Origin of the sequence: Delftia sp. WSY_10 (genome assembly GCF_043104705.1) — a bacterium.
Classification (GTDB): Bacteria; Pseudomonadota; Gammaproteobacteria; order Burkholderiales; family Burkholderiaceae_C; genus Comamonas; species Comamonas tsuruhatensis.
In genome coordinates this window covers 224,936-247,970 of the sequence record NZ_JBICKY010000053.1, presented here as the reverse complement: position 1 = coordinate 247,970, position 23,035 = coordinate 224,936, and the positions used below count along the sequence as shown (strand labels likewise).

Sequence of the window (23,035 nt, the reverse complement as noted above, 5' to 3'; positions counted from 1 at the left end):
TCCGACAGAACCCTCCATGAACACCAAGCAACAACTCAAGGCCCTGGCCGAAGCGCGCCGCGGCGTGCTCGTGCCCGGCGCATTCAACGCACTGTCCGCGCGCGTCGTGGCCGATCTCGGCTTCGAGGCCATCTATGTGACCGGCGCTGGCGTGACCAATATGTGGTTCGGCCTGCCCGACCAGGCCTTCATGGGCCTGACCGACATCGCCGACCACACGGCCCGCATCCGCGACGCCGTGGATCTGCCGCTGATCGTCGATGCCGACACCGGCTTCGGCAACGCGCTCAACACCTACCATGCGGTGCGCACGCTGGAGCGCGCGGGCGCCGACTGCATCCAGATCGAGGACCAGATCAGCCCCAAGCGCTGCGGCCATTTCAATGGCAAGGAAGTGATTTCCACCGAGGAAATGCTGGGCAAGATCAAGGCCGCCGTGGACGCGCGCCGCGACCAGGGCACGCTGATCATGGCGCGCACCGATGCCTGCGCCACGCAGGGCTTCGAGGCTGCCGTCGAGCGCGCCCAGCGCTTTGCCGAGGCGGGAGCCGACATCCTCTTCGTGGAGGCCGTGACCCAGGCCGAAGAAATCCGCGCCCTGCCCCAGCGCCTGTCCACGCCGCAGCTGATGAACATGGTGATCGGAGGCAAGACGCCCATCACCGACGCGGGCGAGCTGGCAGACCTGGGCTATGGCCTGGTGCTGTATGCCAATGCCGCGCTGCAAGGCGCCGTGGCCGGCATGCAAAAGGCGCTGGGCCAGCTGCGCAACGAGCGCAGGGTGGACGAGAACCCCGCCGTGGTCGCCCCCTTTGCCGAGCGCCAGCGCCTGGTCAACAAGCCGTTCTGGGATGCGCTGGAAAAGAAGTACGAGTGAAGCACGAGCGAGGGCGGTCAGCCCCTCGCAGGCGCCTTCCACCCCTTGAGCGTCAGCTCCAGCGCCTGCAGCGCCTGCTGCAGGCGTTCGGGGGGCGCCCCTTCCTCGGCAATCCAGAATGCCGACTCCACCAGGCAGCCATTGAGCAGGCGCGACATGGCCAGCGGATTGGCACGCACGATCACGCCGCGCTCCATGAGCTGCTCCAGGTAGCCGGCCACGAAGGCGATGCAGGCACGGTGCTGCTCGCCCTGGTCCGTGCCCGTCAGCACGGCGCGCGCATCCTGCAGCACGATGCGGCGTATCTCGCCCTCCTGCGCCATGGCCAGGTAGGCCCGGCAGTAGGCCAGGAACCCCTCCCAGGGATCTGCATGGTCGGCCAGCACCTGCTCCAGGCGTGCGTCCATCTCGGCATCCATCTGCGCCACCACAGCGGCCAGCAGGCCCGGCTTGCCGCCGAAATGGTGGTACAGCGCGCCGCGCGTCAGGCCGGCCTTGGCCGTCAGTTCGTCCATGGAGGCCTGGGCATAGCCCTGGCTGCCAAAGGCCTCGCGCGCAGCCTCGATGAGCTTGGCGCGTGTCTCCTCGATCATGCTGGCCCGGCTTTTGCGCATGGCGCACTCCATTCACATACAAAACGTATGCCAATGATACGGCGCGTCATGGGCAACCCGTAGAATCGCTGACATACGCCGCGTATGTGATTGCAGCGGCCTGTCCGTCTTCCGAGGTTTCCATGTTCCACGCCTACCGCCAGCTGTTCTCCCGGCCCGGCACGGCCGCCTTTGTGCTGGCCGGTCTCCTGGCCCGCCTGCCCCTTTCCATGACGGGTATCGGCCTGATCACCATGCTGTCCCAGCAGCGCGGCGCCTACACGCTGGCCGGCGCGGTCGCTGCCTGCTTTGCGCTGTCCATCGCGGTGCTGGCGCCCCGCATCTCGGCCCTGGTGGACCGCCATGGCCAGCGCAAGGTCCTGCCCTGGGCAGCGGCCGTGAGTGCTGCCGCCATGTTTGCGCTGCTGGCCTGCGCGCATTGGCAGGGACCGGAGTGGCTGCTGCTGGTGCTGGCAGCGCTGGTGGGTGCCCTGCCCAGCATGCCGGCCATGGTGCGTGCGCGCTGGACCGTGCTGCTGCGCGGCACGCCACAACTGCAGACGGCCTATGCGCTGGAGGCCGTGCTGGACGATGTCTGCTTCATCGTCGGCCCGCCCCTGTCGGTCGGCCTGAGCATGGTGCTGTTCCCCGAGGCCGGGCCGCTGGCCGCCTCCTTGCTGCTGCTGGTGGGCGTGGCGCTGTTCGTGGCCCAGCGCCGTACAGAGCCACCCGTGGACACATCGCAGCGGCGCACGCGCCAGCAGTCGCTGGCCCGCCATCCCGTGGTACGCACGCTGGCGCTGTTCATGCTGGCCCAGGGCATCATCGTGGGCACCATCGACGTGGCCAGCGTGGCCTTTGCCACGCAGCAGGGCCAGCCGGCGGCGGCCAGCATCGTGCTGTCGTTCTATGCGCTGGGCTCCTGCGTGATGGGACTGGTGTTCGGCACGCTGCGCCTGAAGGCGCCGCTGCACCGCCAGATCGCCTGGGTGGGCGCCTCGGTCTGCATCACGGCCGTGCCCCTGCTGCTGGCCACCAATGTGTTCACGCTGACCCTGGCCGTGCTGCTGGCCGGCATTACCTTCGGCCCGACCATCACCGTGGCCATGGGCCTGGTGGAGCAGCAGGTGCCGCCCCAGCGCCTGACGGAGGGCATGACCTGGCTGCTGACCGGCATTGCCATGGGCGTGGCCCTGGGCGCGGCCGCCGCCGGCTGGGCCACCGACCTGTGGGGCGCGCGCATCTCCTTCGTGGTGGCGCTGCTGGCCGGTGCTGTCATGTGGGCCCTGGGCGTGCTGGCCGCACGCCAGGCACGAACGAAAGAGAGCCCGCCTGCCGAAGACGCAGCCGCTGCCTGCACCTGAACACGGCCCCAACGCCCGCGCCAGCCCAGACCGCTCAGGCCGTGGCCATCAAGGCCAGCAGCTCGGCCAGGCGCTGGCGCATCCACAGCGCTTCGACCCCGGGCGCCAGCCCTTCCAGCCAGAGCATGCGCACGGTCAGCGGCGGCAGCGCCAGCCCCTCGCAGGCGCGTTGCCGCAGATGCGGGCGCAGATCGCCGAACTCGGCAATATTGACCGGCAGGATGGCCCAGCCCAGGCCGTCGGCCACCATGTCGGCAATCACATAGAAGCTGTTGGAGCGCCAGACGGCGGGACTGAGCACGGTGTCCTCCACGCCCTCGATGTGCATCAGCAACTGGCGGTGCGCGGCCAGCTGCCTGCGCGTCAAGGGCTCTGCGCCATCGAGCACATGGCCCTTGGCCACGCAAATGGTCTGCGGCACGCTGCCGATATGGCGCTGGGCACAGGTGGCCGGCGCAGGCGCTCGGTCGAACTGGAAGGCGACCTGGGCACGCTGCGCCGCCACATGCTCGGCCACTTCGGAGGCCGTGCCGTTCAGCACGGTCAGCTCCATGGCCGGAAAGCGTGCCGCCAGCTCCTTGAACAGCTGGGCCAGCGGCACATAGGGCAATGCCTCGTCCAGCGCAACGGCCAGGCGCGCCTGCCCGCCTGCGGCCAGGGCGCGTGCGCGGTGGTCCATGGCCTGGGCCTGGTGCAGCAGGGACCGGGCCTCCAGCAGCATGACCTCGCCTGCGGCCGTGAGCCGCACATGGCGTCCCACACGGTCGAACAGCTCCAGCCCCAGATCGGCCTCCAGCAGGCCGATGGCCGTGCTCACGGCCGATTGCGCACGGCCCAGGCGGCGCGCAGCCTCGGTCATGGTGCCGGCCTCGGCCACCGCCACGAAATGCCTCAGTCTGTCCAGTGTCCATTCCATCTATCAATTTTATGGATTGAATCAAACTTTGATAAAGCATTTTATTGATGGAAACTGCCGCTTTCATCCAAAGGAAGCTCCGGCCCACAAGGCCAGGGGCAAACAGGTGCTTTATGGCGTTCACGACGCAAACCCGGGTCCCCGCTGCGGGGCATCCCTCCAAATCTCTGGCGGCCGACCCGCGCCGCTGGCTGGTGCTGGCCATCGTCTCGGTGGCGCTGCTGCTCATCGTCATCGACATGACGGTGCTCTACACGGCACTGCCGCGCCTCACGCATGACCTGGCGGCCACGGCCTCCGCCAAGCTGTGGATCGTCAATATCTATGCCCTGGTGGTTTCCGGCCTGCTGCTGGGCATGGGCACGCTGGGCGACAGGCTCGGCCACAAGCGGCTGTTCATGGCCGGGCTGTGCGTGTTCGGCCTGGCATCGCTGTGCGCGGCCTTTGCGCTCTCGCCCACCCTGCTGATTGCGGCGCGCGCGCTGCTGGGCGTGGGCGCGGCCATGATGATGCCGGCCACGCTGTCCCTGATCCGTCTGAGCTTTGCCGATGAGCGCGAGCGCGCGCTGGCCATCGGCATCTGGGCCTCGGTGGCATCGGGCGGTGCGGCCTTCGGCCCCGTGGTGGGCGGGCTGCTGCTGGAGTATTTCTGGTGGGGCTCGGTGTTCCTGATCAACGTGCCCATCGTGCTGCTGGCCCTGCCCCTGGCCTGGTGGCTGATTCCCGCAAGCGGCGCCACCTCGCAGCGGCCCTGGGACTTTGTGGGCTCGCTGCAGGTCATGGCAGGCCTGGTGGCAAGCACCTACGCGATCAAGGAGGCTGGCAAGCAATCGCCCGACTGGGCCCTGGCCGCCGTGGCCCTGGTGCTGGGCCTGGGCTTTCTCGCGCTGTTCGTGCGGCGCCAGCGCCGCAGCAACGACCCGCTGCTGGACTTCGCGCTGTTCCGCAACCCGGCCTTTGCCACGGCCGTGGCCTCGGCCCTGGTGGCAGCGGCAGCGCTGATCGGCATGGAACTGGTCTTCAGCCAGCGCCTGCAACTGGTGCAGGGCCTGTCTCCGCTGCAGGCGGGCCTGGCCGTGCTGCCGCTGCCGCTGGCCGCCTTTGTTGCCGGCCCCGTCGCAGGCCACTGGCTGCCGCGAGTGGGTGGGGCCCGCATGCTGCCGGCCTCCCTGTTGCTGTCGGGCCTGGGCATGGGCGGCTACCTGCTGGTCCATGACATGGGCTGGTGGCCGCAGGCGGGGGCGCTGGCCCTGCTGGGCCTGGGCATAGGCGCGGCCATGACCACGGCGTCGAGCACCATCATGCAAAGCGCTCCCGCAGACCGTGCAGGCATGGCGGCTTCGGTCGAGGAGGTGTCATACGAGCTGGGCGGCGCCCTGGGCGTGACGCTGATGGGCAGCCTGCTGTCGGCCGTGTACGCAGGCTCTTTGCGCCTGCCTGAGGGGCTGGGCCTGGCCCTGCCCGATTCCGTGCGCGACAGCCTGGACGAAGCCCTGCTGGCCGCCGAACAGCTGAGGCCTCAGGCCGCGCACCAGTTGACCGAACTGGCACGCACGGCCTTCGGCCAGGGTTTCAGCGCCGTGATCGCCGGCGCCACGCTGCTGCTGGTGTGCACGGCGCTGTGGACGGGGTGGCGGCTGCGCGGTCAGCGCCGCTGAACGGCGGCACCCCGGCCTCAGCCAGAAAGCCAAAAAGCCCCTTTCGGGGCTTTTTGGGCGCTGCGTGCACGTTGCGCGTGCACATTGCTGGCAGCTGCTTCGATCAGGCGAAGTTCTGCTCGGCAAACTTCCAGTTCACCAGCTTGTCGAGGAAGGTCTCGACGAACTTGGGACGCAGGTTGCGGTAGTCGATGTAGTAGGCGTGTTCCCAGACGTCCACGGTCAGCAGGGCCTTGTCTTGCGTGGTCAGGGGCGTGCCGGCGGCGCCGGTGTTGACGATGTCCACCGAGCCATCGGCCTTCTTCACCAGCCAGGTCCAGCCGGAGCCGAAGTTGCCCACGGCCGACTTCACGAAGGCTTCCTTGAAGGCGGCATAGCTGCCCCACTTCTTGTTGATGGCGTCAGCCAGGGCGCCGGTGGGCTCGCCGCCACCGTTGGGGGCCATGCAGTTCCAGAAGAAGGTGTGGTTCCAGATCTGGGCTGCGTTGTTGTAGATGCCGCCGGAAGACTTCTTGACGATCTCTTCCAGGGTCATGCTTTCGAATTCGGTGCCCTTTTGCAGATTGTTCAGGTTCACCACATAGGCGTTGTGGTGCTTGCCATGGTGGTACTCCAGCGTTTCCTGGCTGTAGTGGGGTGCCAGCGCGTCAATCGCATAGGGCAGAGGGGGCAAGGTATGTTCCATGGTGTTTCCTTCGTGGTTGAAATCTTTTAGGACGGGCCAGCACCTGTTGCGCAGAGCGCATGCAGCGCCTGCCGTGACCGTCGCGCGGGGCCTGCACTGCGCGCATTGCTGCAAGCCCTGGCCCTCACGCACCCGAACGGGCATTGTAGGAACAAGTTCGTGACCCTGCGGCGAAAGCGCGCTCCAAATCGGCCATCTTGGCCCGCTGCCGCGAGGGTGGATGTGAATTGACCGCAATCCGGCCAATCGGCCTACACGGATACCGCCTGCCGCCCGCCACTCCCTGCACGCCGAACGCTGCACACAGCGGGCCGCAGTTCAGAGCAGGCGCGGCTGCGTCACCACTAGGTCCAGGCAGCCGTCCGCCAGTTGCGCCTGCAGCGCCGTGCCCGGTGGCGCACGGCGCGCCTCGGTCACGGGATGGCCCTCGGTATCGGTGAGCAGGGCATAGCCGCGCTGCAGCACCAGGCGCGGGTCCAGCAGTTGCAGGCGAAGCTCCATGCGCGCCAGGTGGTCCGCGCGCCTGTCCAGGCCGCGGCGCATGCCCGCAGGCAGCTGCGCCTGCAGGCCCTGCCCCGCGTGGTCCATGCGCTGCAGCCTCAACTGCATGGCATGGCGCAGGCGCTGCGCCTGGCGGCTGAGCTGCAGCCGGCTGCGCGCCAGCTGTTCGCTGGGCCGGCCCAGGCGCTGCGACGCCAGGTCAAGGCGCTGCTGCTGGCGGTCCAGCAGCCGTTGCACCCCGTCCTCCAGCCGGCCCTGCATGAGCTGCAGCGCACCCAGCCAGACTTCGCGCGGTTGGCTCACCAACTCTGCCGCCGCCGTGGGCGTGGGCGCGCGCAGGTCGGCGCAGAAGTCGGCAATGGTGAAGTCGGTCTCGTGCCCCACGCCGCTGATCAGCGGCACCGGGCTTTGCACGATGGTGCGGGCCAGGCGCTCGTCATTGAAGGCCCAGAGGTCTTCGATGGAGCCGCCGCCGCGCACCAGCAAGATGGTGTCGATGTGCGGCGCGCCGGCCACCGATCCCGCGCCTTCCTGCGCCAGCCCATAAAGCCTTTGCAGCGCGTCGATCAGCGAGGCCGGCGCCTGCGCGCCCTGCACCAGGGCCGGCACCAGCACCACGGGGATGTGGGGCACGCGGCGGCGCAGCGCGGTGATCACGTCGTGCAGCGCGGCAGCCCCCGGCGAAGTCACCACGCCAATGCCGCGCGGCAGCGGCGGCAGGCTGCGCTTGCGCGCCGCATCGAAGAGGCCTTCGGCCTCCAGCTGCGCCTTCAGCCGCAGGAACTGCTCGAACAGTGCGCCCTGGCCTGCTCGCTGCATGCTTTCGACGACCAGTTGCAGATCACCGCGCTGCTCGTAGACACCCAGCCGGCCCCGCAACTCGACCAGCTCGCCATCGCGCGGCGAAAAGTCCATGAGCTGGGCCGCGCGCCGGAACATGGCGCAGCGGATCTGCCCGCCGGCGTCCTTGATGCTGAAGTAGCAATGGCCGCTGGCCGCGCGCGAGAAGCCGCTGATCTCGCCGCGCACCGCCACCGGATTGAAGCGCGCCTGCAAGGCATCGCTCACGGCGCGGCACAGCGCGCCGACTTCCCAGACCAGCGGCGCCGCTGCTGGATTCATTGCGCCAAATGCACCGCTCATGCGGGCTCCCGGTCAGCATGCAGTGCAACATTCTCCACAGGCCGGCAGATGCAGCCTTGAAGAGGCACTTTGGCGATGATTTGCACAAGCAATCTCAAGAACACCTCGCAAGCATTTGATTAATAAGAGATTTTTCACTGAAACAAAGAATTCACATTTGTCACAGTGGTCATTCGCCGTCGCCGCCGCATCTGCGCAGGCAGCTTGATAACAAAGTTATCCACAGAAAATTGTGCTATATGAGCAAGCCCGAGGCCGGAAACCGGGACACCGCCCGTTGCCTGGATGCTGCGCCCGGTCACAGTTTTAGGCCGATCGCGCAGCCGGGACGCCTGGACCGGCCACATGGCTGGGCCATAATCGTCGGCTGCAGTTAAACGCGGGGGGAAAACAACTTGCTGTCGATCATACAAGCCGCAGGCTGGCCGATCTGGCCACTGATTGCCTGCTCCATCCTGGCTCTGGCCCTGGTCTTTGAACGCTTCGTGGCGCTGAAAACAGCCCGTGTTGCGCCGCCTGCCCTGTTGGGCGAGGCGATTTCCGTGTCCTCGCGCGGCCTGCCCAGTCAGGAAGTCGTGCAGCAACTGGCACAGAACTCCACGCTGGGCGAGGTCCTGGCCAGCGGGCTGCGCGCACTGCAGGCCCATCCGGACAGCAGCGAGGAAGAGCTGCGCGCGTCCATGGAAGGCGCCGGCCGCGCCGCCGCCCACACGCTGGAAAAACACCTGAGCGCGCTGGCCACCATCGCCTCTGCCGCCCCTTTGCTGGGCCTGCTGGGCACGGTGATCGGCATGATCGAGATCTTCGGCTCGCAAGGCGGCGCATCGGCCACCGGCGGCAGCAACCCCGCCCAGCTGGCGGCCGGCATCTCCATCGCCCTGTACAACACGGCCTTCGGCCTGATCGTCGCCATTCCGGCCCTGATCTTCTGGCGCTACTTCCGCGCCCGCGTCGACGGCTACCTGCTGGGCATGGAGCTGGCTTCCGAACAGTTCGTGCGCCACCTCACCCGCGTCGGCGGCAAGTGAACCAGCACGCGAGAGACCTGACATGAACTTCCGTCCCCGCCGCCGTGACGAGCCCGAGATCAACCTGATCCCGTTCATCGACGTGCTGCTGGTGGTGCTGATCTTTCTGATGCTGTCCACCACCTACAGCAAGTTCACCGAGCTGCAGCTGACCCTTCCGGTGGCCGACGTCGAGCAGCAGCGCGACCGGCCCCGCGAAATCATCGTCGCCATCGCAGCCGATGGGCGCTATGCCATCAACAAGACCGCCGTGGAAGACCGCAGCGTCACCGGCCTGACCCAGGCGCTGGCCGCAGCGGCCGTCGCCGGCAAGGACAGCGTGGTCATCATCAGCGCCGATGCCACTGCGCCGCACCAGTCCGTGGTATCGGTGATGGAAGCCTCGCGCCGCGCCGGACTGTCCCAGATCACCTTCGCCACGCAGACCTCGGCCAGCGCCGGGCGCTGAAGGCAAGGCCGCCATGCCCCGGACTGGTCCTGCCCCCGCAGCCCGGGGGCTTCGCGCGGCCTGGCGCCGCCGCGGTCCGCTGGCCTGCGCGCTCCTTCCCCTGTCCCTGCTGTACCGCGCCCTGCTGGGCCTGCATCGGCTGCCTTATGCACTGGGCTTCAGGCGTGGGGGCCAGGCCGGCATTCCGGTCATCGTCGTCGGCAACGTGATTGCGGGCGGCGCCGGAAAGACCCCCGTCACGCTCGCCCTGGCCCGCCATCTGCGCGATGGCGGCTGGAGTCCCGGCATCGTCTCGCGCGGCTATGGCCGCAGCACGGACGACTGCCGCGAAGCCCGTCCTGACAGCGCCCCCGCCGACGTGGGTGACGAGCCCGCGCTGCTGGCGCGTGCCAGCGGCGTGCCGGTCTTCGTGGCCCGCAAGCGCATCGAGGCCGTCCAGGCCCTGCGCGCCCGCCACCCGCAGGTGGATGTGGTCATCAGCGACGACGGCCTGCAGCACCTGGCCCTGGCCCGCGACATCGAGCTGTGCGTCTTCAATGACGACGGCATCGGCAACGGCTGGCTGCTGCCGGCCGGCCCGCTGCGCGAGCCCTGGCCGCGCCCCGTCACCGCCGTGCTGCACGCGGGTACCTGCCCGCCAACGGATGCACCCGCCTTTGCCATGCATCGCCAACTGGCCGCTGAAGGCGTCAATGCGCGCGGTGAGCGCATTCCCCTGGCGACCCTGCGCGGACGGCCCGTGGAGGCCGTGGCCGCCGTGGCCCGGCCCGAGGGCTTTTTCTCCATGCTGACCCGCGAGCAAGGCCTGACGCTGGAGCATGTCCAGGCGCTGCCGGATCACTATAATTTTGAGAGCTTCCAGCGCATGGGGCGCAACGAAGACCCGCTGGTCTGCACCGAAAAAGATGCCGTCAAGCTGTGGCGCACCCATCCCCAGGCCTGGGCGGTTGCGCTGCAATTGCAGCTGCCGGCGGATTTCTGGGCGCTGCTGGATGAGCGGCTGCAGGCACTGCGCCCCTGCCCCGCCTGACTATCATCTCCGTCTCGGCTGGCTGCCACGGCCCGCCCTTTCCCTTCAAAACACAGGATCCGCCATGGACGCCAAACTTCTCGAACTGCTGGTCTGCCCCGTCACCAAAGGCCCGCTGCGCTTTGACCGCGAGCACCAGGAACTGGTCTCGCGCAGCGCGCGCCTGGCCTACCCGGTGCGCGACGGCATTCCCGTGCTGCTGGAAACCGAGGCCCGCACGCTGGACGACGACGAGATCGAGGACTGATTTTTCCCATCACCTGCGCCGCCCCACGCCTTCGCCTCACTCCTGCACGCACCATGTCCTCCGCGCCCTTCACGGTTCTGATTCCCGCCCGCCTGTCTTCCAGCCGCCTGCCGGGCAAGCCCCTGGCCGACATTGCAGGGCTTCCCATGGTCGTGCGCGTGGCACAGCGCGCCAGCCGCAGCGGCGCCGCACGGTGCGTGGTCGCAGCCGATGACGAAAGCATCCTCGCCGCCTGTGCCGCGCATGGCGTGGCGGCCGTGCTCACGCGCAACGACCATGCCAGCGGCAGCGACCGACTGGCCGAGGCCTGCGCGCTGCTGGGTCTCGATGGCGATGACATCGTGGTCAATGTCCAGGGCGACGAGCCGCTGATCGCCCCCGAACTCATCGACGCCGTGGCCGCCCTGCTGCCCCGGCAACCTTCGGCCAGCATGGGAACAGCGGCGCATGCCATTGACAGCCTTGCCGACTTCGTCAACCCGAACGTGGTCAAGGTCGTCTGCGATGCCCAGGGCATGGCCCACTATTTCAGCCGTGCGCCCATTCCCTTCGCGCGCGAGCATGCGGACCAGGCATGGTGGGAGACGGCATCGGCAGCGTTGGGCCACCCCGGCTTCGCACCGCTGCGCCACATCGGCATCTACAGCTATCGCGCCGGCTTCCTGCGCAGCTTCCCCCAGCTTTCCCAGGCACCCACCGAGGCACTGGAGGCCCTGGAGCAGTTGCGTGCGCTGTGGCACGGCCACCGCATCGCCGTCCATGTCACACCCCATGCACCCGGCCCTGGCGTGGACACGCGCGAGGATCTGGAGCGGGTGCGCGCCCAGCTGTCCAACCCGCCGGCCTGAATCGGCCGGCCGCTGAAAACGCACAAATGGCGATGCCGGGCATCGCCATTTGCAGCAACGCCGCCCATGCGGTTTTGTCGGACAGCAAAACGCAGGTTTTGGCGATTGCACAGGCGACAGTTTTGCCCCGTGCGTGTAAGCCAGTGTTGGCCCTGTGCGTGCTATCCTTGCCCGCGACAAAAATATGACGCATGGACTGTCCGCCCCGGTGGGCCGATCCGGCAGACAAGAATTTCTACTCTCCTCAAGGACTTCCATGAAACTGATTTTGTTGGGCGCACCCGGCGCCGGCAAAGGCACGCAAGCCGCTTTCATCTGCCAGAAGTACGGCATTCCCCAGATCTCCACCGGTGACATGCTGCGTGCCGCCGTCAAGGCCGGCACGCCCCTGGGCCAGCAGGCCAAGGCCGTGATGGACGCCGGCCAACTGGTCAGCGACGACCTGATCATCAATCTGGTCAAGGAGCGCATTGCCCAGCCCGATTGCGCCAACGGCTTCCTGTTCGACGGATTTCCCCGCACCATTCCCCAGGCCGACGCCATGAAGGCCGCCGGCGTGAAGCTGGACTACGTGCTCGAGATCGATGTGCCCTTCGATGCCATCATCGAGCGCATGAGCGGCCGCCGCTCCCACCCCGCTTCGGGCCGCACCTACCACGTCACGTTCAACCCGCCCAAGGTCGAAGGCCTGGACGACGTGACCGGCGAGCCGCTGGTGCAGCGCGAGGACGACAAGGAAGAAACGGTCAAGAAGCGCCTGGACGTCTACAGCAGCCAGACCCGCCCGCTGGTGGACTACTACCGCGCCTGGGCCGAGAAGGAAGCCGCAGCAGCCCCCAAGTACCGCGCCATCAGCGGCCTGGGCTCGGTGGAAGACATCACCCAGCGCGCCCTCGCAGCACTGGCTGAATGACGCAGGCCATGCGCCAGACCCCAGAAAAGCACCCGCCGGGTGCTTTTTTGTTGCCCGCCTGCATCTGAAGCGCCGGCGACGCCCGGAGGATCAGTCGCGCGGCTGCGCGGCCAGCGCCAGCATCATGGCAATCCGCGCCTTGGCCACGGGCAGTTGGACCAGATCGGCCTCTGCGGGGTCCGTGCCAAGCCCCGAGGCAACGGGCAGGCCTTCGGCGCAGCGCGTGCCCCGCCAGATCCAGACGCCTTTGTCGCGCGCACGCAGCAAGGCCGCTTCCATGCTTTCGTGAATGGTCGCATTGCCCGTGCCGGCCACCACGATGCCGCGCACGCCTGCGGCCACCAGCGCATCCACGCCGCAGGCACGCGCCAGGGCACCGCTGAACACCACCTCGACCCAGGGCAGCTCATCCAGCGCCAGCAGGTCAGACAGAGCGGGAGCGGAAGTCACCATCCGCGCAACGGGGGCGACCGGCGTGACCGGCGCATCAGGCACCAGCCAGCGCACGCGTCCTTCCTCCACCACGGCCTGCGGGCCACCTTCCATGGAGCGCATGGCCTGCAGTCGGTAAGGGTGGCCCTTTTGCACCTGGGCCGCCGCATGCACCTCGCCGCCGGCCACCACCCACACACCGCTGCGCCCGCCGCTGGCGGCCACGGTCACGGCATCGCGCAGATTCTGCGGTCCGTCGGCCAGCAGGGCCGTGGCCGGGCGCATGGCGCAAGTGAGCACTATGGGCTTGGCGGCAGGCAGCAGGCTGTGCAGCAGCCAGGCCGTCTCTTCCAGCGTGTCCGTTCCATGCGTGATCACCACGGCGCGTGTGTCCGCATCCTCCAGCGCCTGCGTGCAGGCACGCAGCAATGCGCGCCACACGGACCAGTCCATATCCTTGCTGTCCACCTGCGCGATCTGCTGCGTCTGCACAGGCCCCAGCGCCTGCTGCTCCAGATCCGGCACGGCATCGAGCAGCGACTGCACCGTGATCTGTCCGGCCTTGTATCCCACTGCCTGCGACTGCGAATCCGCCCGGCCGGCGATGGTGCCGCCCGTGCCAAGAATCACCAACTTTGACTGCCCCACTTGCACCTCTTGGAAAACTGGTTAAAAATACAGATACTGTATAAATCATCAGATGACTTCTCTGCCTGCCATCTGAATTCAAGGACCGGACGCACGCCATGCTCGACCATCCCAAGCTCACCGCCCGCCAGCAACAGATCCTGGACCTGATCCAGGCCGCCATCTCCCGCACGGGCGCGCCCCCCACCCGCGCGGAAATCGCCAACACGCTGGGCTTCAAGTCCGCCAACGCAGCAGAGGAACATCTGCAGGCCCTGGCCCGCAAAGGCGTGATCGAACTGGTCAGCGGCACCTCCCGCGGCATTCGCCTGCGTACCGACACCGTGCGCAACATCAATGCCGCACGCGGCACCAGCTTCGGGCTGCCGCTGTCGGCCCTGGCGCCGCTGATGCTGCCGCTGGTGGGCCGCGTTGCGGCGGGCTCGCCCATTCTCGCCCAGGAACATATCGACCAGACCTATTCCGTCGAACCCAGCCTGTTCCAGGTCCGCCCGGACTATCTGCTGCGCGTGCGCGGCATGTCCATGCGCGACGCGGGCATCATGGACGGCGATCTGCTGGCCGTGCAGTCCGCGCATGAAGCCCGCAACGGGCAGATCGTCGTGGCACGCCTGGGAGATGAAGTCACCGTCAAGCGCCTGCGCCGCACCACGCAGGGCGTGGAGCTCCTGCCGGAAAACCCCGATTACCCGGTGATCCGCGTCGCTCCCGAAGAGGCCTTTGCCATTGAAGGCCTGGCCGTGGGGCTGATCCGCAACAGCATGTCCATGTAAACCGGACAGGCAGCCCTGCACGGGTTGCCACCCCCTACTTCATGCACCGCCCAGGTGGTAGGCGCGAAGCCTTGCAGCTTCGCCCTGGGCGGAGCTTTGCCCGCAAACCGCAATCCTGCCTGTGTCCATGCCTCTTTGAAATACGCCAACAGGAGTCGTCACATGGGATTCGCTCTGCCAACACTGTCTTCTCTGTCCTTCCTGCGCCTGGCACAGGGCATTCGCCTGCCCGCCGCCGCCATGGAGCCCGCCATGCGCACCATCCAGCCCGAATCGCCTGTGCAATCCGAGCAGGCGACCATCCTGTCCTTCAGCAAGGCACGCCGCCGCAGCCAGCAGCGGCGCAGCAAGTCAGCACGGCTGCCAGAACACAGGGATGCGCAGCTGCTGCTGCCCCTGCAACCCGAACTGCCCTCCCTTCCGGCAGATCAGGCCCTGCCTTCGGGTCTGCGCATCATCCAGCGCTCGCCGCAGGAGCAGCCCGAATGCCTGTTCATCTCGGGCCGCATGGCCGATGTCTGTGCCGCCCTGGAACGCATGGAAGCGCACGGCGCGCAGACACCGGCCTGAGGTCGCCCTGAGACCAACCCGTCCACCCGGTCTGCGAGAGCCCGGGCCTGTCTCTTGCCTTGCCCAGCGGCAGGGGCTGCGCATCAGGCCCTGACAGCCGCCGGTGCAGCACTCCCCTCGCTGCGCCGATTGCGCATGCACCACGCCTGCGCCGCGGCAACGCACAGAATGCACAGCACGACGCTCAACGAAAAACGCAGTCCGCGCGCATCGGACAGCATGCCGAACAACGGCGCCACCATGCCGCCTATCGACATGGCCAGCCCCAGGGTCAGCCCGCTGGCCGTGGCCTGGTTGCGCGGCAGATAGTCCTGGGCCAGCGTGACCTGGGCGGCAAACGGAAGAAACATGCACACGCCCAGGGCCATGGTGCAGGCCAGCGCCATCCATGGCGTGGAGGCCAGGGCCAGGGCCGCCAGAGCAGGCAATGCCAACAGGTAGCCGGCGCGGATGGCCTGCATGCGCCCCCGGCGATCTGCAAGCGTGCCCCCCAGCAAAGTGCCCACCGCCGCAGCGGCTGTGAATGAGGTCAGCGTGGCCGCTCCCATGAAGTCCGAGCCGCCCAGCTCGCGCGTCACGAACATGGGCAGGGTGGACAGCACCGTCACATAGGGAATCGACCAGCAGACGATGACCCCGCACAGCAGGAAGAAGGCGCGCCAGTGGTTGGCGGGCAATTCGCCCTGAGCCACGGCCAGGCGCCGGGTGGCGCAATGGTCCTTGGCTCCATCCCGCCAAGTACAGGCATACCAGAGCACCAGCATGGCCGCTGCAGGCAGGGCCAGCATCCAGCTGCGGTGCAAGGCGCCTGCGCCCACCACGGCCGCAGCCAGCATGGGAGCGAACGATGCCCCCGCCGTTCCGCCCACCGAAAACACGCTCATCGCCTTCTGCGAGCTGCCGCCCGCCATGCGGGCCGCCACCGTTGCGGACGGATGGTAGGCCGCGATCCCCAGGCCGCACAGCACGGCAGCCAACCAGCTGACCCAGTAGTCCGGGCTCATGCCCACCAGGGCCAGGCCCAGGGCGGCCACCACAAAGCCGGCCGGCACCATCCAGGGCCGTGGCGACCGGTCGGCATACAGGCCGAACAGCGGCTGGACCATGCTCGACAGGCCCGTGGCCGCCAGCATCAGGCCGCTGGCTTCCGTATAGCTGTAGCCGCGCTCCAGCACCATGAAGGGCAACAGCGCAGGAACCAGTCCCTGGTAGAGGTCGTTGATGGCATGCGTGCCCGTAAGCAGCCCCAGACGTGCGCGGTTCATGCCCTGCCTCCTGTCACGTCCGTCATTCTCGAAAGGGAAATCATCTCCATACCTGCCACTTTCCTGCGGATTGAAAGTGGGTCATCGTAGAAAGTGCATGATCTGCATTCCTGCTACGAAGCAACAACAATCGTCGAGAAAATGACAACCCGGCAAAGTGGCCCACTTTCCCATGCCCGCACACGCGCCTGCCTGGATGACGTGCCTGCGGCCGCTCCATTGCCCCCGCACGGCGAGCACACGGCCCGCCCGGTCGTGGCCTTTGCCACAGACATGGCGGCCGGCGCTGCCATCGCACCGCATGCCCACCGCCGCGGCCAGCTGCTGCATGCCACCGAAGGAGTGATGCTGATCCGCGCGGATTCGGGCAGTTGGGTCGTCCCCCCGGGATGCGCCGTCTGGGTTCCACCACAGGCCCTGCACGCCATCCACATGGCCGCCGGCCCCGTGGCCATGCGCACCGTGTTCGTGGAGCCGGGGCTGCGGCCCGGCCTGTGGCAAGACTGCCGAGTGATGCAGGTCACGCCCCTGCTGCGCGAACTCGTGCTGGAGGCCATCGAGCTGCCCATGGACTACCCGCTGGGCGGCAGGGAGGAGCGTGTCATGCAGTTGATCCTCGACGAAATGGAGCGCGCCCGCGCCCTGTCCTTGCATGTGCCCATGCCCCGGCATGGCGCCCTGGCCGCCTGCTGCCGCAGCTTTGTGGACGACCCATCGCAGGACGTCGGCCTGGCCAGCTGGGCACAGCGGCTGCACATGCATCCCCGCACGCTGGCACGCCTGTTCCTGCGCGAGACCGGCATGAACTTCGGCGCATGGTGCCGCCAGGCCCGTCTTCTGCTCAGCCTGCCCCGGCTGGCCGCGGGCGCCTCGGTCCTGGAAGTGGCGCTCTCCCATGGATACGACAGTCCCAGCGCCTTCACTGCCGTCTTCCGGCGCAGCTTTGGCGCTCCGCCCAGCGCCTACCAGCGCAATCGCCCGGCGCAGGGCCGGCGTGGAAGTTCCGCCAGCATCTCCCTGTAGCGCACATGCAACAGAAAGATACCCAGTCCTCAGGAGTAAAGCCCGCGTGAAAGATAATTGATAAGCATTCTTATTATCTTTTGCAACCGAACCCGCCACGTTGCCCATCTCGGCTTCTACGCCCGGCCTCCCCGCTTCTTTCGCACAAGCCGCCCTCTCCGTGCACAGCCTCTACCAGAATCACCATCCCTGGCTGGAAAGCCTGCTGCGCAAGCGCCTGGGCAACCGTGACGATGCGGCCGACCTGGCCCAGGACACCTTCGTGCGCCTGCTGCGCTCGCCAGTGCCGCAGCAGGACATCCGCGAGCCCAGGCGCTACCTGGCCACCATCGCCCGCGGCCTGGTCACCGACCTGTTTCGCCGCCGCACGCTGGAGCAGTCCTATCTGGACTATCTTGCCCAGCTGCCGCAGTCGCTGGCGCCTTCGCCCGAGGAGCAGGCCATCGTCCAGCAGACCCTGCTCGACGTGGACCGCATGCTCCAGGGCCTTGCACCCAAGGTGCGCGAAGCCTTCGTCCTGTCCCATTTCGAGGAACTGAGCTACCCCGAGATCGCCGAGCGCCTGGGCGTGTCGCTGCGCACCGTCAGCAACTACCTGACCCGGGCGATGGAGCATTGCTGCCTGGTCCTGGCATAGCCACATGGGCGAGGGATCTTTGGAAAGCAACGACCGACGGGCCTTGCATGAGGCCGCTGCCTGGCACGTGAAACTGCGCGGCACCGCGGTGACGCCAAGCCTGCAGCAGGCATGGACGGACTGGCACGAGGCCGACCCCGCCCACCAGCGCGCCTGGCTGCGCGTGCAATCCGTCACCGCACAGCTGTCGCATCTGCCCGCACCCTTGGCGCGCCAGGCGCTGGGCCGCCGCTCCGACCCCAATCGCCGTTCTGCGGTGCGTGCTGTGGCCCTTGGCCTGGGCAGCGGTGCCACGGCCTGGCTCGCCTGGAAAGGCGCGCCGCTCGAGCACTGGCAGGCAGCTCATCGCACCGCCACTGGCGAGCGCCGCGACCTGACGCTGCCCGACGGCTCCCTGGTGGCCCTGGATACAGCGACCTCCGTGGACGTGGCTTTCGACGACCGCCAGCGCCTGCTGCGCCTTTACCGCGGCCGCATCCTCGTCGCCACCGGGGCAGACGCACTGGGCCGCCCCTTCAGTGTGCAAACCCCGCAAGGCCATGTACTGGCCCTGGGAACGCGCTTCACGGTCCATGTCGCGGACGACGGCCTGTGCCATGTCAACGTGCAGGAAAAGACCGTGCGCCTGCAGCCCCTGGACAGCGAAGCCACCCCCACCGAGCTGCAGGCCGGGCAACACGCCGCCTTCTCGGCCAGCGCCGCCCAGCCACCCGCGTCTGCCGATCCCTTTGCCGCCAGCTGGCACGAAGGCGGACTGATCGCGCTGGACATGCCGCTGGGCCAGCTGATCGACGCCCTCGCCCGCTACCGGCCCGGCTACCTGGGCTGCACGCCCGAGGTGGCAGGCCTGCGTGTCTCGGGCGCCTTTCCCGTGGACGACACCGATCGCGCCCTGGCCGCGCTCGTCAGCCGCTTCCCCTTGCAGTTGAGCACCCGTACACGCTATTGGGTGCAAGTGCAGGCACGGTCTGGCGGGGATTGAGTAGGCGATCGAGGAGGCGTTCCAGTGGGCGAGCCGGCGGCCGCACGGCCTTTGCGGTCAGGCCCGAACATACGGGTGATGCACCACGTCGAAGCCCTCCTGTGCGCAAGGCGCGACAAAGTAGCTGGTGATCAGGTCGAACTGCTCATCGCTGGCCTGAAAGGGATGATCCCCCGCCGCATTGCGCGCACGCAGGCGCTGCTTGCAGACCTCATCGGGCACATCCAGGAAATGCAGGCGGTGGGAGGCACCCACCCTCTCGAACACGCTGCGCGCCCAACCTCTGCCTTCCAGCGTGTTGGCAGGAAAGTCCAGCACCACTGAAACGCCGGCATCCAGCAGCGCCTGCACATGTGCCCCCATCAATCCCTTGAGCCGCGCGCTGCAGCGCACATAGTCGGCCACCGACTGCATCTCGCCAGGATACAAACCGGCCAGCCAGGAATCCTCGCTGACCAGCACCGTGCCGGGCTGCGCCGCCAGTTGCCGTGCCAGCGTCGACTTGCCCGAGCCGATCTTGCCGCAGACCATGTGCAGCGTGGCCGGCCGCGCAGCGCGGGAATCGGCCTGGGCGTCGTCCGCATGGCGGGACGGTTCGAAAACCTGCATATCCATCTCCTGAAAGGCTTGTGAAAACCCTGGAGGCGGAATGAAAAAACCCGCCTCTTCTGGGCGGGTTGCATGGCGCTGAAGGCCGCTGGCTAACCCACCATCCAATGGATGGTGCGAATAATCTGCGTTGCGTTCAGGCGGGCCATGGCGCACAGCATAGCGCAATCAGGGCGCCTCAATGGGCCACCATCCGAACCAGCCCCAGCCCCGCAAACAGCGCGGCAACGCCCAGCACCAGCGAACCCAGCGCATACAGCACGGAAGCGAGCCAGTCGCCGCGCTCGTACAGCATGCCGATCTCCAGTGCGTAGGTCGAAAACGTGGTGAAGCCGCCCAGAATGCCCGTGGTGATGAACAGCCTCGCACTCTGCGGCAGCGAAGTCTTGAGCGCAAACCACTCCACCACCACCCCCATCACGAAAGCGCCCAGCACATTGATCGCCAAGGTGCCCAGCGGATAGGCACTGCCCACCAGCCGCAGTGCAAGCAGGTTCGAGCCATGCCGTAGCGCGGAGCCGAGGCCGCCGCCCACGAACACCAAAATGAAACCATAGATACCCATGACCGTCCTTTCATCAAACAACCGGGACGGGCGCGCCGGGCAGGATCAAGGCACGGCCCTGCCACCGGCAGGACACGCACCACCAAGGCAGGAGCCATCAGCCCCTTGCAGGGCGGTTTCGGGAAGCTCCATTCCCATCGTGCAGCCATTGCTGCGGTGGTCGAGTTTACTCCGGGCAAGCGAGCACAGGCAGCCATCCCGTGGCGGCAATACCGACCCTGCATCCCTTGCAGCGGCCTATTGGAATAACTTAACCTCAACCGATTCACCGTACCGGGATACCATCACTCCCATTCATTCACCGAGATGCATATGCGCCTATTGACTCTGACAATCGTTGCGACATTTCTGGCTTTACCTGCCGCCGCCCAGGTCTATCAATGCAAGGATGTTTCTGGAAAACTGATTTTTTCAGACAGCCCCTGCAGCAGCGACCAATCCGGCGCACTGATACAGCGCAAAAAATCGGACGATGAAATCTACCGCGAACGGGCCGAGGCCGCGGAGGCCAATGAGCGAAAGCAGCAGCGCCAGATGAACGAAATGCAGCAGCGCCAGATCGAGAGCCAGCAGCGCGTCATCGAACAGCAGGCCCGCAAGGCGAATGCTCCTGCGCCGGAGCAGCTCGGCGCATCCTCCCAGTGCAAGGAGGCGCGCAAGGAGCTGGAATTCGTATCCAGCATTCGCACCCTTTCCCTGGATGAAAAACGGATACGCACCAATGCAGCAATCACCAGCGTCAATGCTGCATGCGGCTCCAATACGCCGCTGATGCAGGAACCACCGAAGCCGGTTTTCACACCGCGGGCGGCCCAGCCTGTTCCTCTATCCAGTTGCAAGGGTGCACTTTGCTACGACAGCAATGGCGGAATCTACAACCGCAACGGCCAATTCATCAGTGACAGTCAAGGGCGGAGCTGCCGAATACTGGGTGGAACCATGATTGAGTGCGACTGAGCGCGGTACATCACACTCTCGGCCTTCACCGGCTTCGCCGGCAGGTGGCAACCCCCAAGTCCCGTCCGACCAGGGGTCCGCAAGGCGTTGCAGGGTGTAATTCGCTGATACAGCTGCGCGGGCGACAGAGCGTGCCAGTGATCGGCTTCACCTGCCAGGGCTTGCTGGCATCTGCGCGGCTTGTGTAACCACGGCTGCGTGATCTGGCGCGGGCCGAAGCCTTCAGCCTCAAGCCCGGGGCTGGTTGAACGACAATGTGACCGTCGGGCCTCGGGGCCCTGGCTGCGCAAGCGTCACACAATAGTCAGGCAGGCCGGTTCAGGTAGGCGTTGATGATGCCCAGGGCAAAGCGCAAAAGCGGATCAGAACATTTGCCGACAACCTCTTGCGCGGCAACCCAGAGATAAATCAAAGGCTTATGAGAGATTCACAGGCAATGAACATCATCATTCTTGACGACTACCAGGACGCCGTACGCAAGCTGGACTGTGCGCGGCTGCTGGAGCCGTTCAACGCCAAGGTCTTCACCAATACCGTCAAGGGTGTGGGCCAGCTGTCGGTGCGGTTGCGCGATGCGGACATCATCGTGTTGATCCGCGAACGCACGCAGATCAGCCGGCAGTTGCTGGAAAAACTCCCGCGCCTGAAGCTGATCGCGCAGACCGGCAAGGCCGGCGCCCATATCGACGTGCAGGCCTGCACCGACCAGGGCGTTGCGATTGCCGAGGGCGTGGGCTCACCCATCGCACCGGCCGAGCTGACCTGGTCGCTGATCATGGCGGCAACGCGGCGGCTGCCGCAGTACATCGCCAACCTCAAGCACGGCGCATGGCAGCAATCGGGGTTCAAGGCGGCGTCCATGCCCGCCAATTTCGGGCTGGGCAGCGTGCTGCACGGGCGCACGCTGGGCATCTGGGGGTATGGCCGCATTGGCAGGCTGGTGGCCCACTATGGCCATGCCTTCGGCATGAAGGTTCTGGTCTGGGGCAGCGAGTCCTCGCGCCAGAAGGCCCAGGCCGACGGCTTTTCGGCCGCCGCTTCGCGCGAGGATTTCTTTGCCGAATCCGATGTGCTGTCCATGCATCTTCGCCTGCATGAGGCCACACGCGGCATCGTCACGGCGCAGGATCTGGCGCGCATGAGACCCACAGCCCTGTTCGTGAACACCTCGCGCGCCGAACTGGTGGAGGCCGATGCGCTGCTGGGCGCGCTCAACCGTGGCCGCCCCGGCCTGGCGGCCGTGGATGTCTTCGAGAGCGAGCCCATTCTCCAGGGCCACGCACTGCTGCGGCTGGAGAACTGCATCTGCACGCCGCACATCGGCTATGTGGAGCAAGACAGCTATGAGCTGTATTTCCGCGCCGCCTTCGACAATGTGGTGAACTTCGCTGCAGGCCAGCCCAGCAACATCCTCAATCCCGAGGTGTTCTCAGGCCCGGCACGCGCAGGCTGAAGGCCGGGTCAGGCGGGCACCTCTCACCCTTCACCCGCCTACCCGATCACGGATCAACGCCCCCCGCCCTGTACAGCATCGCCGCGTGCGGCACTCGCCCGGTGGGCCAGTTCGTCGGCCACGGCCTCGTAGACGGCTTGGCGCACCACCGACTCCACCTCTTCGCGCAGGCGCACGACGATGGATCGCGTCTGCTGCTGCACCACCGTGGCGATGGCATCGCGCAGGCGCTGGTCCAGCACCAGGTCCACGCGCTGCATGAGGCGATGGACCAGATACTCCTCGGTGACCTGCTGCGCGTGGCTGTCCCAGATGGACTCCATGGTGGGCAATGCACAGGCGGGTGATGCCCCAGGTGCTCCAGGTGCCGCAGATGCCGGATCCGGCTCGACCCCTTGCGTGGCAGCGTCGGCCTGCACCACCGGCGCGGCAGGAATGTCGTCCTCGATCGGTGCGGCCGGGGCCACCTCTGGCACATCGGCCGGTTCGGCAACTTCGGCCACTTCGAGCAGACGGCTCTCCTGGGCCAGCTGCATTTCCACGGACGGCGCACTGGGCGGCAGATAGTCGGAATGCACTGGCTGCACTGCAGGCCGCGGGCCCTGTCCAGGCGGCGCAGGCTCGGCGACCATGGACCGCTGGGGTTGCAGATCCAGGGGCAGCGGCGGCAGGGACGCGGGCATGGAAACCAGGCCGCGGCGTGGCGCAAGCATGCCTTCGCTCGCCCAGGAATCGGTCTCGCCGCTGTGCGGCAGTTCGGACGCAGCGACAGCGGGCGGTTCTGCCACCGGCGACTGCACTGCATCGACCGGCACGACATCGGTGAGCGTGGGAACAAAGCGTGGCGGGGTTTTGGAGGGAGCGCTCATG

At 67.1% G+C, this 23,035-nt stretch carries 25 protein-coding genes and 1 riboswitch; of the genes, 16 read left to right on the top strand and 9 right to left on the bottom strand.

Features of this window, described 5'->3' with window-relative positions:
- Positions 1-16 precede the first annotated feature (16 nt).
- On the top strand, positions 17-877 hold the full coding sequence (locus ACF8ML_RS22300) for an oxaloacetate decarboxylase (protein WP_016445909.1): 861 nt from the start codon (positions 17-19) through the stop codon (positions 875-877).
- A 17-nt stretch (positions 878-894) separates the two neighbouring features.
- Here ACF8ML_RS22300 and ACF8ML_RS22295 read toward each other — a convergent pair whose 3' ends face one another.
- On the bottom strand, positions 895-1,491 hold the full coding sequence (locus ACF8ML_RS22295) for a TetR/AcrR family transcriptional regulator (RefSeq protein WP_026062285.1): 597 nt from the start codon (positions 1,489-1,491) through the stop codon (positions 895-897).
- Between the two features lie 122 nt (positions 1,492-1,613).
- Here ACF8ML_RS22295 and ACF8ML_RS22290 point away from each other — a divergent pair, with 122 nt between their 5' ends.
- Positions 1,614-2,834 carry an MFS transporter gene (locus ACF8ML_RS22290; protein ID WP_017405018.1) on the top strand — a complete coding sequence of 407 codons (1,221 nt, stop codon included), beginning with the start codon at positions 1,614-1,616 and terminating at the stop codon, positions 2,832-2,834.
- Between the two features lie 34 nt (positions 2,835-2,868).
- Here the strand turns inward: ACF8ML_RS22290 and ACF8ML_RS22285 are convergent, their stop codons facing one another.
- Positions 2,869-3,750, bottom strand: coding sequence for a LysR family transcriptional regulator (locus ACF8ML_RS22285; RefSeq protein WP_016445906.1), 882 nt, complete (start codon positions 3,748-3,750; stop codon positions 2,869-2,871).
- 113 nt (positions 3,751-3,863) lie between these two features.
- Here ACF8ML_RS22285 and ACF8ML_RS22280 point away from each other — a divergent pair, with 113 nt between their 5' ends.
- Positions 3,864-5,408, top strand: coding sequence for an MFS transporter (locus ACF8ML_RS22280; RefSeq protein WP_392407989.1), 1,545 nt, complete (start codon positions 3,864-3,866; stop codon positions 5,406-5,408).
- A gap of 103 nt (positions 5,409-5,511) precedes the next feature.
- Here the strand turns inward: ACF8ML_RS22280 and ACF8ML_RS22275 are convergent, their stop codons facing one another.
- Together ACF8ML_RS22275 and xseA are read right to left on the bottom strand one after the other, a co-directional pair.
- Positions 5,512-6,093: a superoxide dismutase gene (locus tag ACF8ML_RS22275; protein ID WP_016445904.1), complete on the bottom strand. Its 582-nt coding sequence runs from the start codon at positions 6,091-6,093 to the stop codon at positions 5,512-5,514.
- 318 nt (positions 6,094-6,411) lie between these two features.
- Positions 6,412-7,737, bottom strand: coding sequence for an exodeoxyribonuclease VII large subunit (gene xseA / locus ACF8ML_RS22270; RefSeq protein ID WP_126312824.1), 1,326 nt, complete (start codon positions 7,735-7,737; stop codon positions 6,412-6,414).
- 395 nt (positions 7,738-8,132) lie between these two features.
- On the opposite strand from xseA, the gene ACF8ML_RS22265 reads away from it, so the two are divergent.
- From ACF8ML_RS22265 to adk, 6 genes are all read left to right on the top strand, one after another.
- Positions 8,133-8,765 (top strand): MotA/TolQ/ExbB proton channel family protein, encoded by a 633-nt coding sequence (locus ACF8ML_RS22265; protein WP_016445902.1) that lies wholly within the window; start codon positions 8,133-8,135, stop codon positions 8,763-8,765.
- 22 nt (positions 8,766-8,787) lie between these two features.
- Positions 8,788-9,213 (top strand): biopolymer transporter ExbD, encoded by a 426-nt coding sequence (locus ACF8ML_RS22260; RefSeq protein WP_012205405.1) that lies wholly within the window; start codon positions 8,788-8,790, stop codon positions 9,211-9,213.
- A gap of 13 nt (positions 9,214-9,226) precedes the next feature.
- Complete coding sequence (lpxK, locus tag ACF8ML_RS22255) at positions 9,227-10,243, top strand: tetraacyldisaccharide 4'-kinase (protein WP_392407987.1); 1,017 nt, start codon at positions 9,227-9,229, stop codon at positions 10,241-10,243.
- A gap of 64 nt (positions 10,244-10,307) precedes the next feature.
- A complete protein-coding gene (locus tag ACF8ML_RS22250; protein WP_016445900.1) occupies positions 10,308-10,490 on the top strand; it encodes a Trm112 family protein in 183 nt (60 codons plus the stop codon).
- 53 nt (positions 10,491-10,543) lie between these two features.
- A complete protein-coding gene (gene kdsB, locus ACF8ML_RS22245) occupies positions 10,544-11,338 on the top strand; it encodes a 3-deoxy-manno-octulosonate cytidylyltransferase (protein WP_343739705.1) in 795 nt (264 codons plus the stop codon).
- Between the two features lie 256 nt (positions 11,339-11,594).
- Complete coding sequence (adk, locus tag ACF8ML_RS22240) at positions 11,595-12,251, top strand: adenylate kinase (RefSeq protein WP_016445898.1); 657 nt, start codon at positions 11,595-11,597, stop codon at positions 12,249-12,251.
- A gap of 90 nt (positions 12,252-12,341) precedes the next feature.
- Here the strand turns inward: adk and ACF8ML_RS22235 are convergent, their stop codons facing one another.
- Positions 12,342-13,331: an asparaginase gene (locus ACF8ML_RS22235; protein WP_392407985.1), complete on the bottom strand. Its 990-nt coding sequence runs from the start codon at positions 13,329-13,331 to the stop codon at positions 12,342-12,344.
- 98 nt (positions 13,332-13,429) lie between these two features.
- On the opposite strand from ACF8ML_RS22235, the gene lexA reads away from it, so the two are divergent.
- Both lexA and ACF8ML_RS22225 read left to right on the top strand, forming a co-directional pair.
- Positions 13,430-14,104, top strand: coding sequence for a transcriptional repressor LexA (gene lexA / locus ACF8ML_RS22230; RefSeq protein ID WP_016445896.1), 675 nt, complete (start codon positions 13,430-13,432; stop codon positions 14,102-14,104).
- 162 nt (positions 14,105-14,266) lie between these two features.
- Positions 14,267-14,674: a hypothetical protein gene (locus tag ACF8ML_RS22225; RefSeq protein ID WP_016445895.1), complete on the top strand. Its 408-nt coding sequence runs from the start codon at positions 14,267-14,269 to the stop codon at positions 14,672-14,674.
- An 83-nt stretch (positions 14,675-14,757) separates the two neighbouring features.
- Here ACF8ML_RS22225 and ACF8ML_RS22220 read toward each other — a convergent pair whose 3' ends face one another.
- Positions 14,758-15,939, bottom strand: coding sequence for an MFS transporter (locus ACF8ML_RS22220; protein ID WP_043791383.1), 1,182 nt, complete (start codon positions 15,937-15,939; stop codon positions 14,758-14,760).
- Positions 15,940-16,080: 141 nt separating this feature from the next.
- On the opposite strand from ACF8ML_RS22220, the gene ACF8ML_RS22215 reads away from it, so the two are divergent.
- The 3 genes from ACF8ML_RS22215 to ACF8ML_RS22205 all read left to right on the top strand — a co-directional run bounded on the left by ACF8ML_RS22215 (position 16,081) and on the right by ACF8ML_RS22205 (position 18,581).
- Positions 16,081-16,962 carry a helix-turn-helix transcriptional regulator gene (locus ACF8ML_RS22215; protein WP_047327746.1) on the top strand — a complete coding sequence of 294 codons (882 nt, stop codon included), beginning with the start codon at positions 16,081-16,083 and terminating at the stop codon, positions 16,960-16,962.
- A 160-nt stretch (positions 16,963-17,122) separates the two neighbouring features.
- Positions 17,123-17,599, top strand: coding sequence for a sigma-70 family RNA polymerase sigma factor (locus tag ACF8ML_RS22210; RefSeq protein WP_017405010.1), 477 nt, complete (start codon positions 17,123-17,125; stop codon positions 17,597-17,599).
- Between the two features lie 4 nt (positions 17,600-17,603).
- On the top strand, positions 17,604-18,581 hold the full coding sequence (locus ACF8ML_RS22205; protein ID WP_047327745.1) for a FecR domain-containing protein: 978 nt from the start codon (positions 17,604-17,606) through the stop codon (positions 18,579-18,581).
- A gap of 57 nt (positions 18,582-18,638) precedes the next feature.
- On the opposite strand, the gene ACF8ML_RS22200 is transcribed toward ACF8ML_RS22205, so the two are convergent.
- Both ACF8ML_RS22200 and crcB read right to left on the bottom strand, forming a co-directional pair.
- Positions 18,639-19,190: an ATP-binding protein gene (locus ACF8ML_RS22200; protein ID WP_046239633.1), complete on the bottom strand. Its 552-nt coding sequence runs from the start codon at positions 19,188-19,190 to the stop codon at positions 18,639-18,641.
- 178 nt (positions 19,191-19,368) lie between these two features.
- A complete protein-coding gene (gene crcB / locus ACF8ML_RS22195; RefSeq protein WP_016445889.1) occupies positions 19,369-19,755 on the bottom strand; it encodes a fluoride efflux transporter CrcB in 387 nt (128 codons plus the stop codon).
- Between the two features lie 81 nt (positions 19,756-19,836).
- Positions 19,837-19,900, bottom strand: a riboswitch (Fluoride riboswitch).
- A 167-nt stretch (positions 19,901-20,067) separates the two neighbouring features.
- Here crcB and ACF8ML_RS22190 point away from each other — a divergent pair.
- Both ACF8ML_RS22190 and ACF8ML_RS22185 read left to right on the top strand, forming a co-directional pair.
- The gene (locus ACF8ML_RS22190) at positions 20,068-20,712 is read left to right on the top strand and encodes a DUF4124 domain-containing protein (RefSeq protein WP_046985144.1); all 645 of its coding nucleotides are present in this window, start codon (positions 20,068-20,070) and stop codon (positions 20,710-20,712) included.
- Between the two features lie 436 nt (positions 20,713-21,148).
- The gene (locus ACF8ML_RS22185; protein WP_016445887.1) at positions 21,149-22,165 is read left to right on the top strand and encodes a D-2-hydroxyacid dehydrogenase family protein; all 1,017 of its coding nucleotides are present in this window, start codon (positions 21,149-21,151) and stop codon (positions 22,163-22,165) included.
- Positions 22,166-22,218: 53 nt separating this feature from the next.
- On the opposite strand, the gene ACF8ML_RS22180 is transcribed toward ACF8ML_RS22185, so the two are convergent.
- Positions 22,219-23,034, bottom strand: a complete 816-nt coding sequence (locus ACF8ML_RS22180; RefSeq protein ID WP_047327744.1) for a hypothetical protein — start codon at positions 23,032-23,034, stop codon at positions 22,219-22,221.
- Position 23,035 lies beyond the last annotated feature (1 nt).

Coding starts and splice junctions, on each gene's coding strand:
- ACF8ML_RS22300 (WP_016445909.1), top strand. CDS start 17: ATGAACACCAAGCAACAACTCAAGGCCCTGGCCGAAGCGCGCCGCGGC.
- ACF8ML_RS22295 (WP_026062285.1), bottom strand. CDS start 1,491: ATGCGCAAAAGCCGGGCCAGCATGATCGAGGAGACACGCGCCAAGCTC.
- ACF8ML_RS22290 (WP_017405018.1), top strand. CDS start 1,614: ATGTTCCACGCCTACCGCCAGCTGTTCTCCCGGCCCGGCACGGCCGCC.
- ACF8ML_RS22285 (WP_016445906.1), bottom strand. CDS start 3,750: ATGGAATGGACACTGGACAGACTGAGGCATTTCGTGGCGGTGGCCGAG.
- ACF8ML_RS22280 (WP_392407989.1), top strand. CDS start 3,864: ATGGCGTTCACGACGCAAACCCGGGTCCCCGCTGCGGGGCATCCCTCC.
- ACF8ML_RS22275 (WP_016445904.1), bottom strand. CDS start 6,093: ATGGAACATACCTTGCCCCCTCTGCCCTATGCGATTGACGCGCTGGCA.
- xseA (WP_126312824.1), bottom strand. CDS start 7,737: ATGAGCGGTGCATTTGGCGCAATGAATCCAGCAGCGGCGCCGCTGGTC.
- ACF8ML_RS22260 (WP_012205405.1), top strand. CDS start 8,788: ATGAACTTCCGTCCCCGCCGCCGTGACGAGCCCGAGATCAACCTGATC.
- lpxK (WP_392407987.1), top strand. CDS start 9,227: ATGCCCCGGACTGGTCCTGCCCCCGCAGCCCGGGGGCTTCGCGCGGCC.
- ACF8ML_RS22250 (WP_016445900.1), top strand. CDS start 10,308: ATGGACGCCAAACTTCTCGAACTGCTGGTCTGCCCCGTCACCAAAGGC.
- kdsB (WP_343739705.1), top strand. CDS start 10,544: ATGTCCTCCGCGCCCTTCACGGTTCTGATTCCCGCCCGCCTGTCTTCC.
- adk (WP_016445898.1), top strand. CDS start 11,595: ATGAAACTGATTTTGTTGGGCGCACCCGGCGCCGGCAAAGGCACGCAA.
- lexA (WP_016445896.1), top strand. CDS start 13,430: ATGCTCGACCATCCCAAGCTCACCGCCCGCCAGCAACAGATCCTGGAC.
- ACF8ML_RS22225 (WP_016445895.1), top strand. CDS start 14,267: ATGGGATTCGCTCTGCCAACACTGTCTTCTCTGTCCTTCCTGCGCCTG.
- ACF8ML_RS22220 (WP_043791383.1), bottom strand. CDS start 15,939: ATGAACCGCGCACGTCTGGGGCTGCTTACGGGCACGCATGCCATCAAC.
- ACF8ML_RS22215 (WP_047327746.1), top strand. CDS start 16,081: ATGACAACCCGGCAAAGTGGCCCACTTTCCCATGCCCGCACACGCGCC.
- ACF8ML_RS22205 (WP_047327745.1), top strand. CDS start 17,604: ATGGGCGAGGGATCTTTGGAAAGCAACGACCGACGGGCCTTGCATGAG.
- ACF8ML_RS22200 (WP_046239633.1), bottom strand. CDS start 19,190: ATGCAGGTTTTCGAACCGTCCCGCCATGCGGACGACGCCCAGGCCGAT.
- crcB (WP_016445889.1), bottom strand. CDS start 19,755: ATGGGTATCTATGGTTTCATTTTGGTGTTCGTGGGCGGCGGCCTCGGC.
- ACF8ML_RS22190 (WP_046985144.1), top strand. CDS start 20,068: ATGCGCCTATTGACTCTGACAATCGTTGCGACATTTCTGGCTTTACCT.
- ACF8ML_RS22185 (WP_016445887.1), top strand. CDS start 21,149: ATGAACATCATCATTCTTGACGACTACCAGGACGCCGTACGCAAGCTG.
- ACF8ML_RS22180 (WP_047327744.1), bottom strand. CDS start 23,034: ATGAGCGCTCCCTCCAAAACCCCGCCACGCTTTGTTCCCACGCTCACC.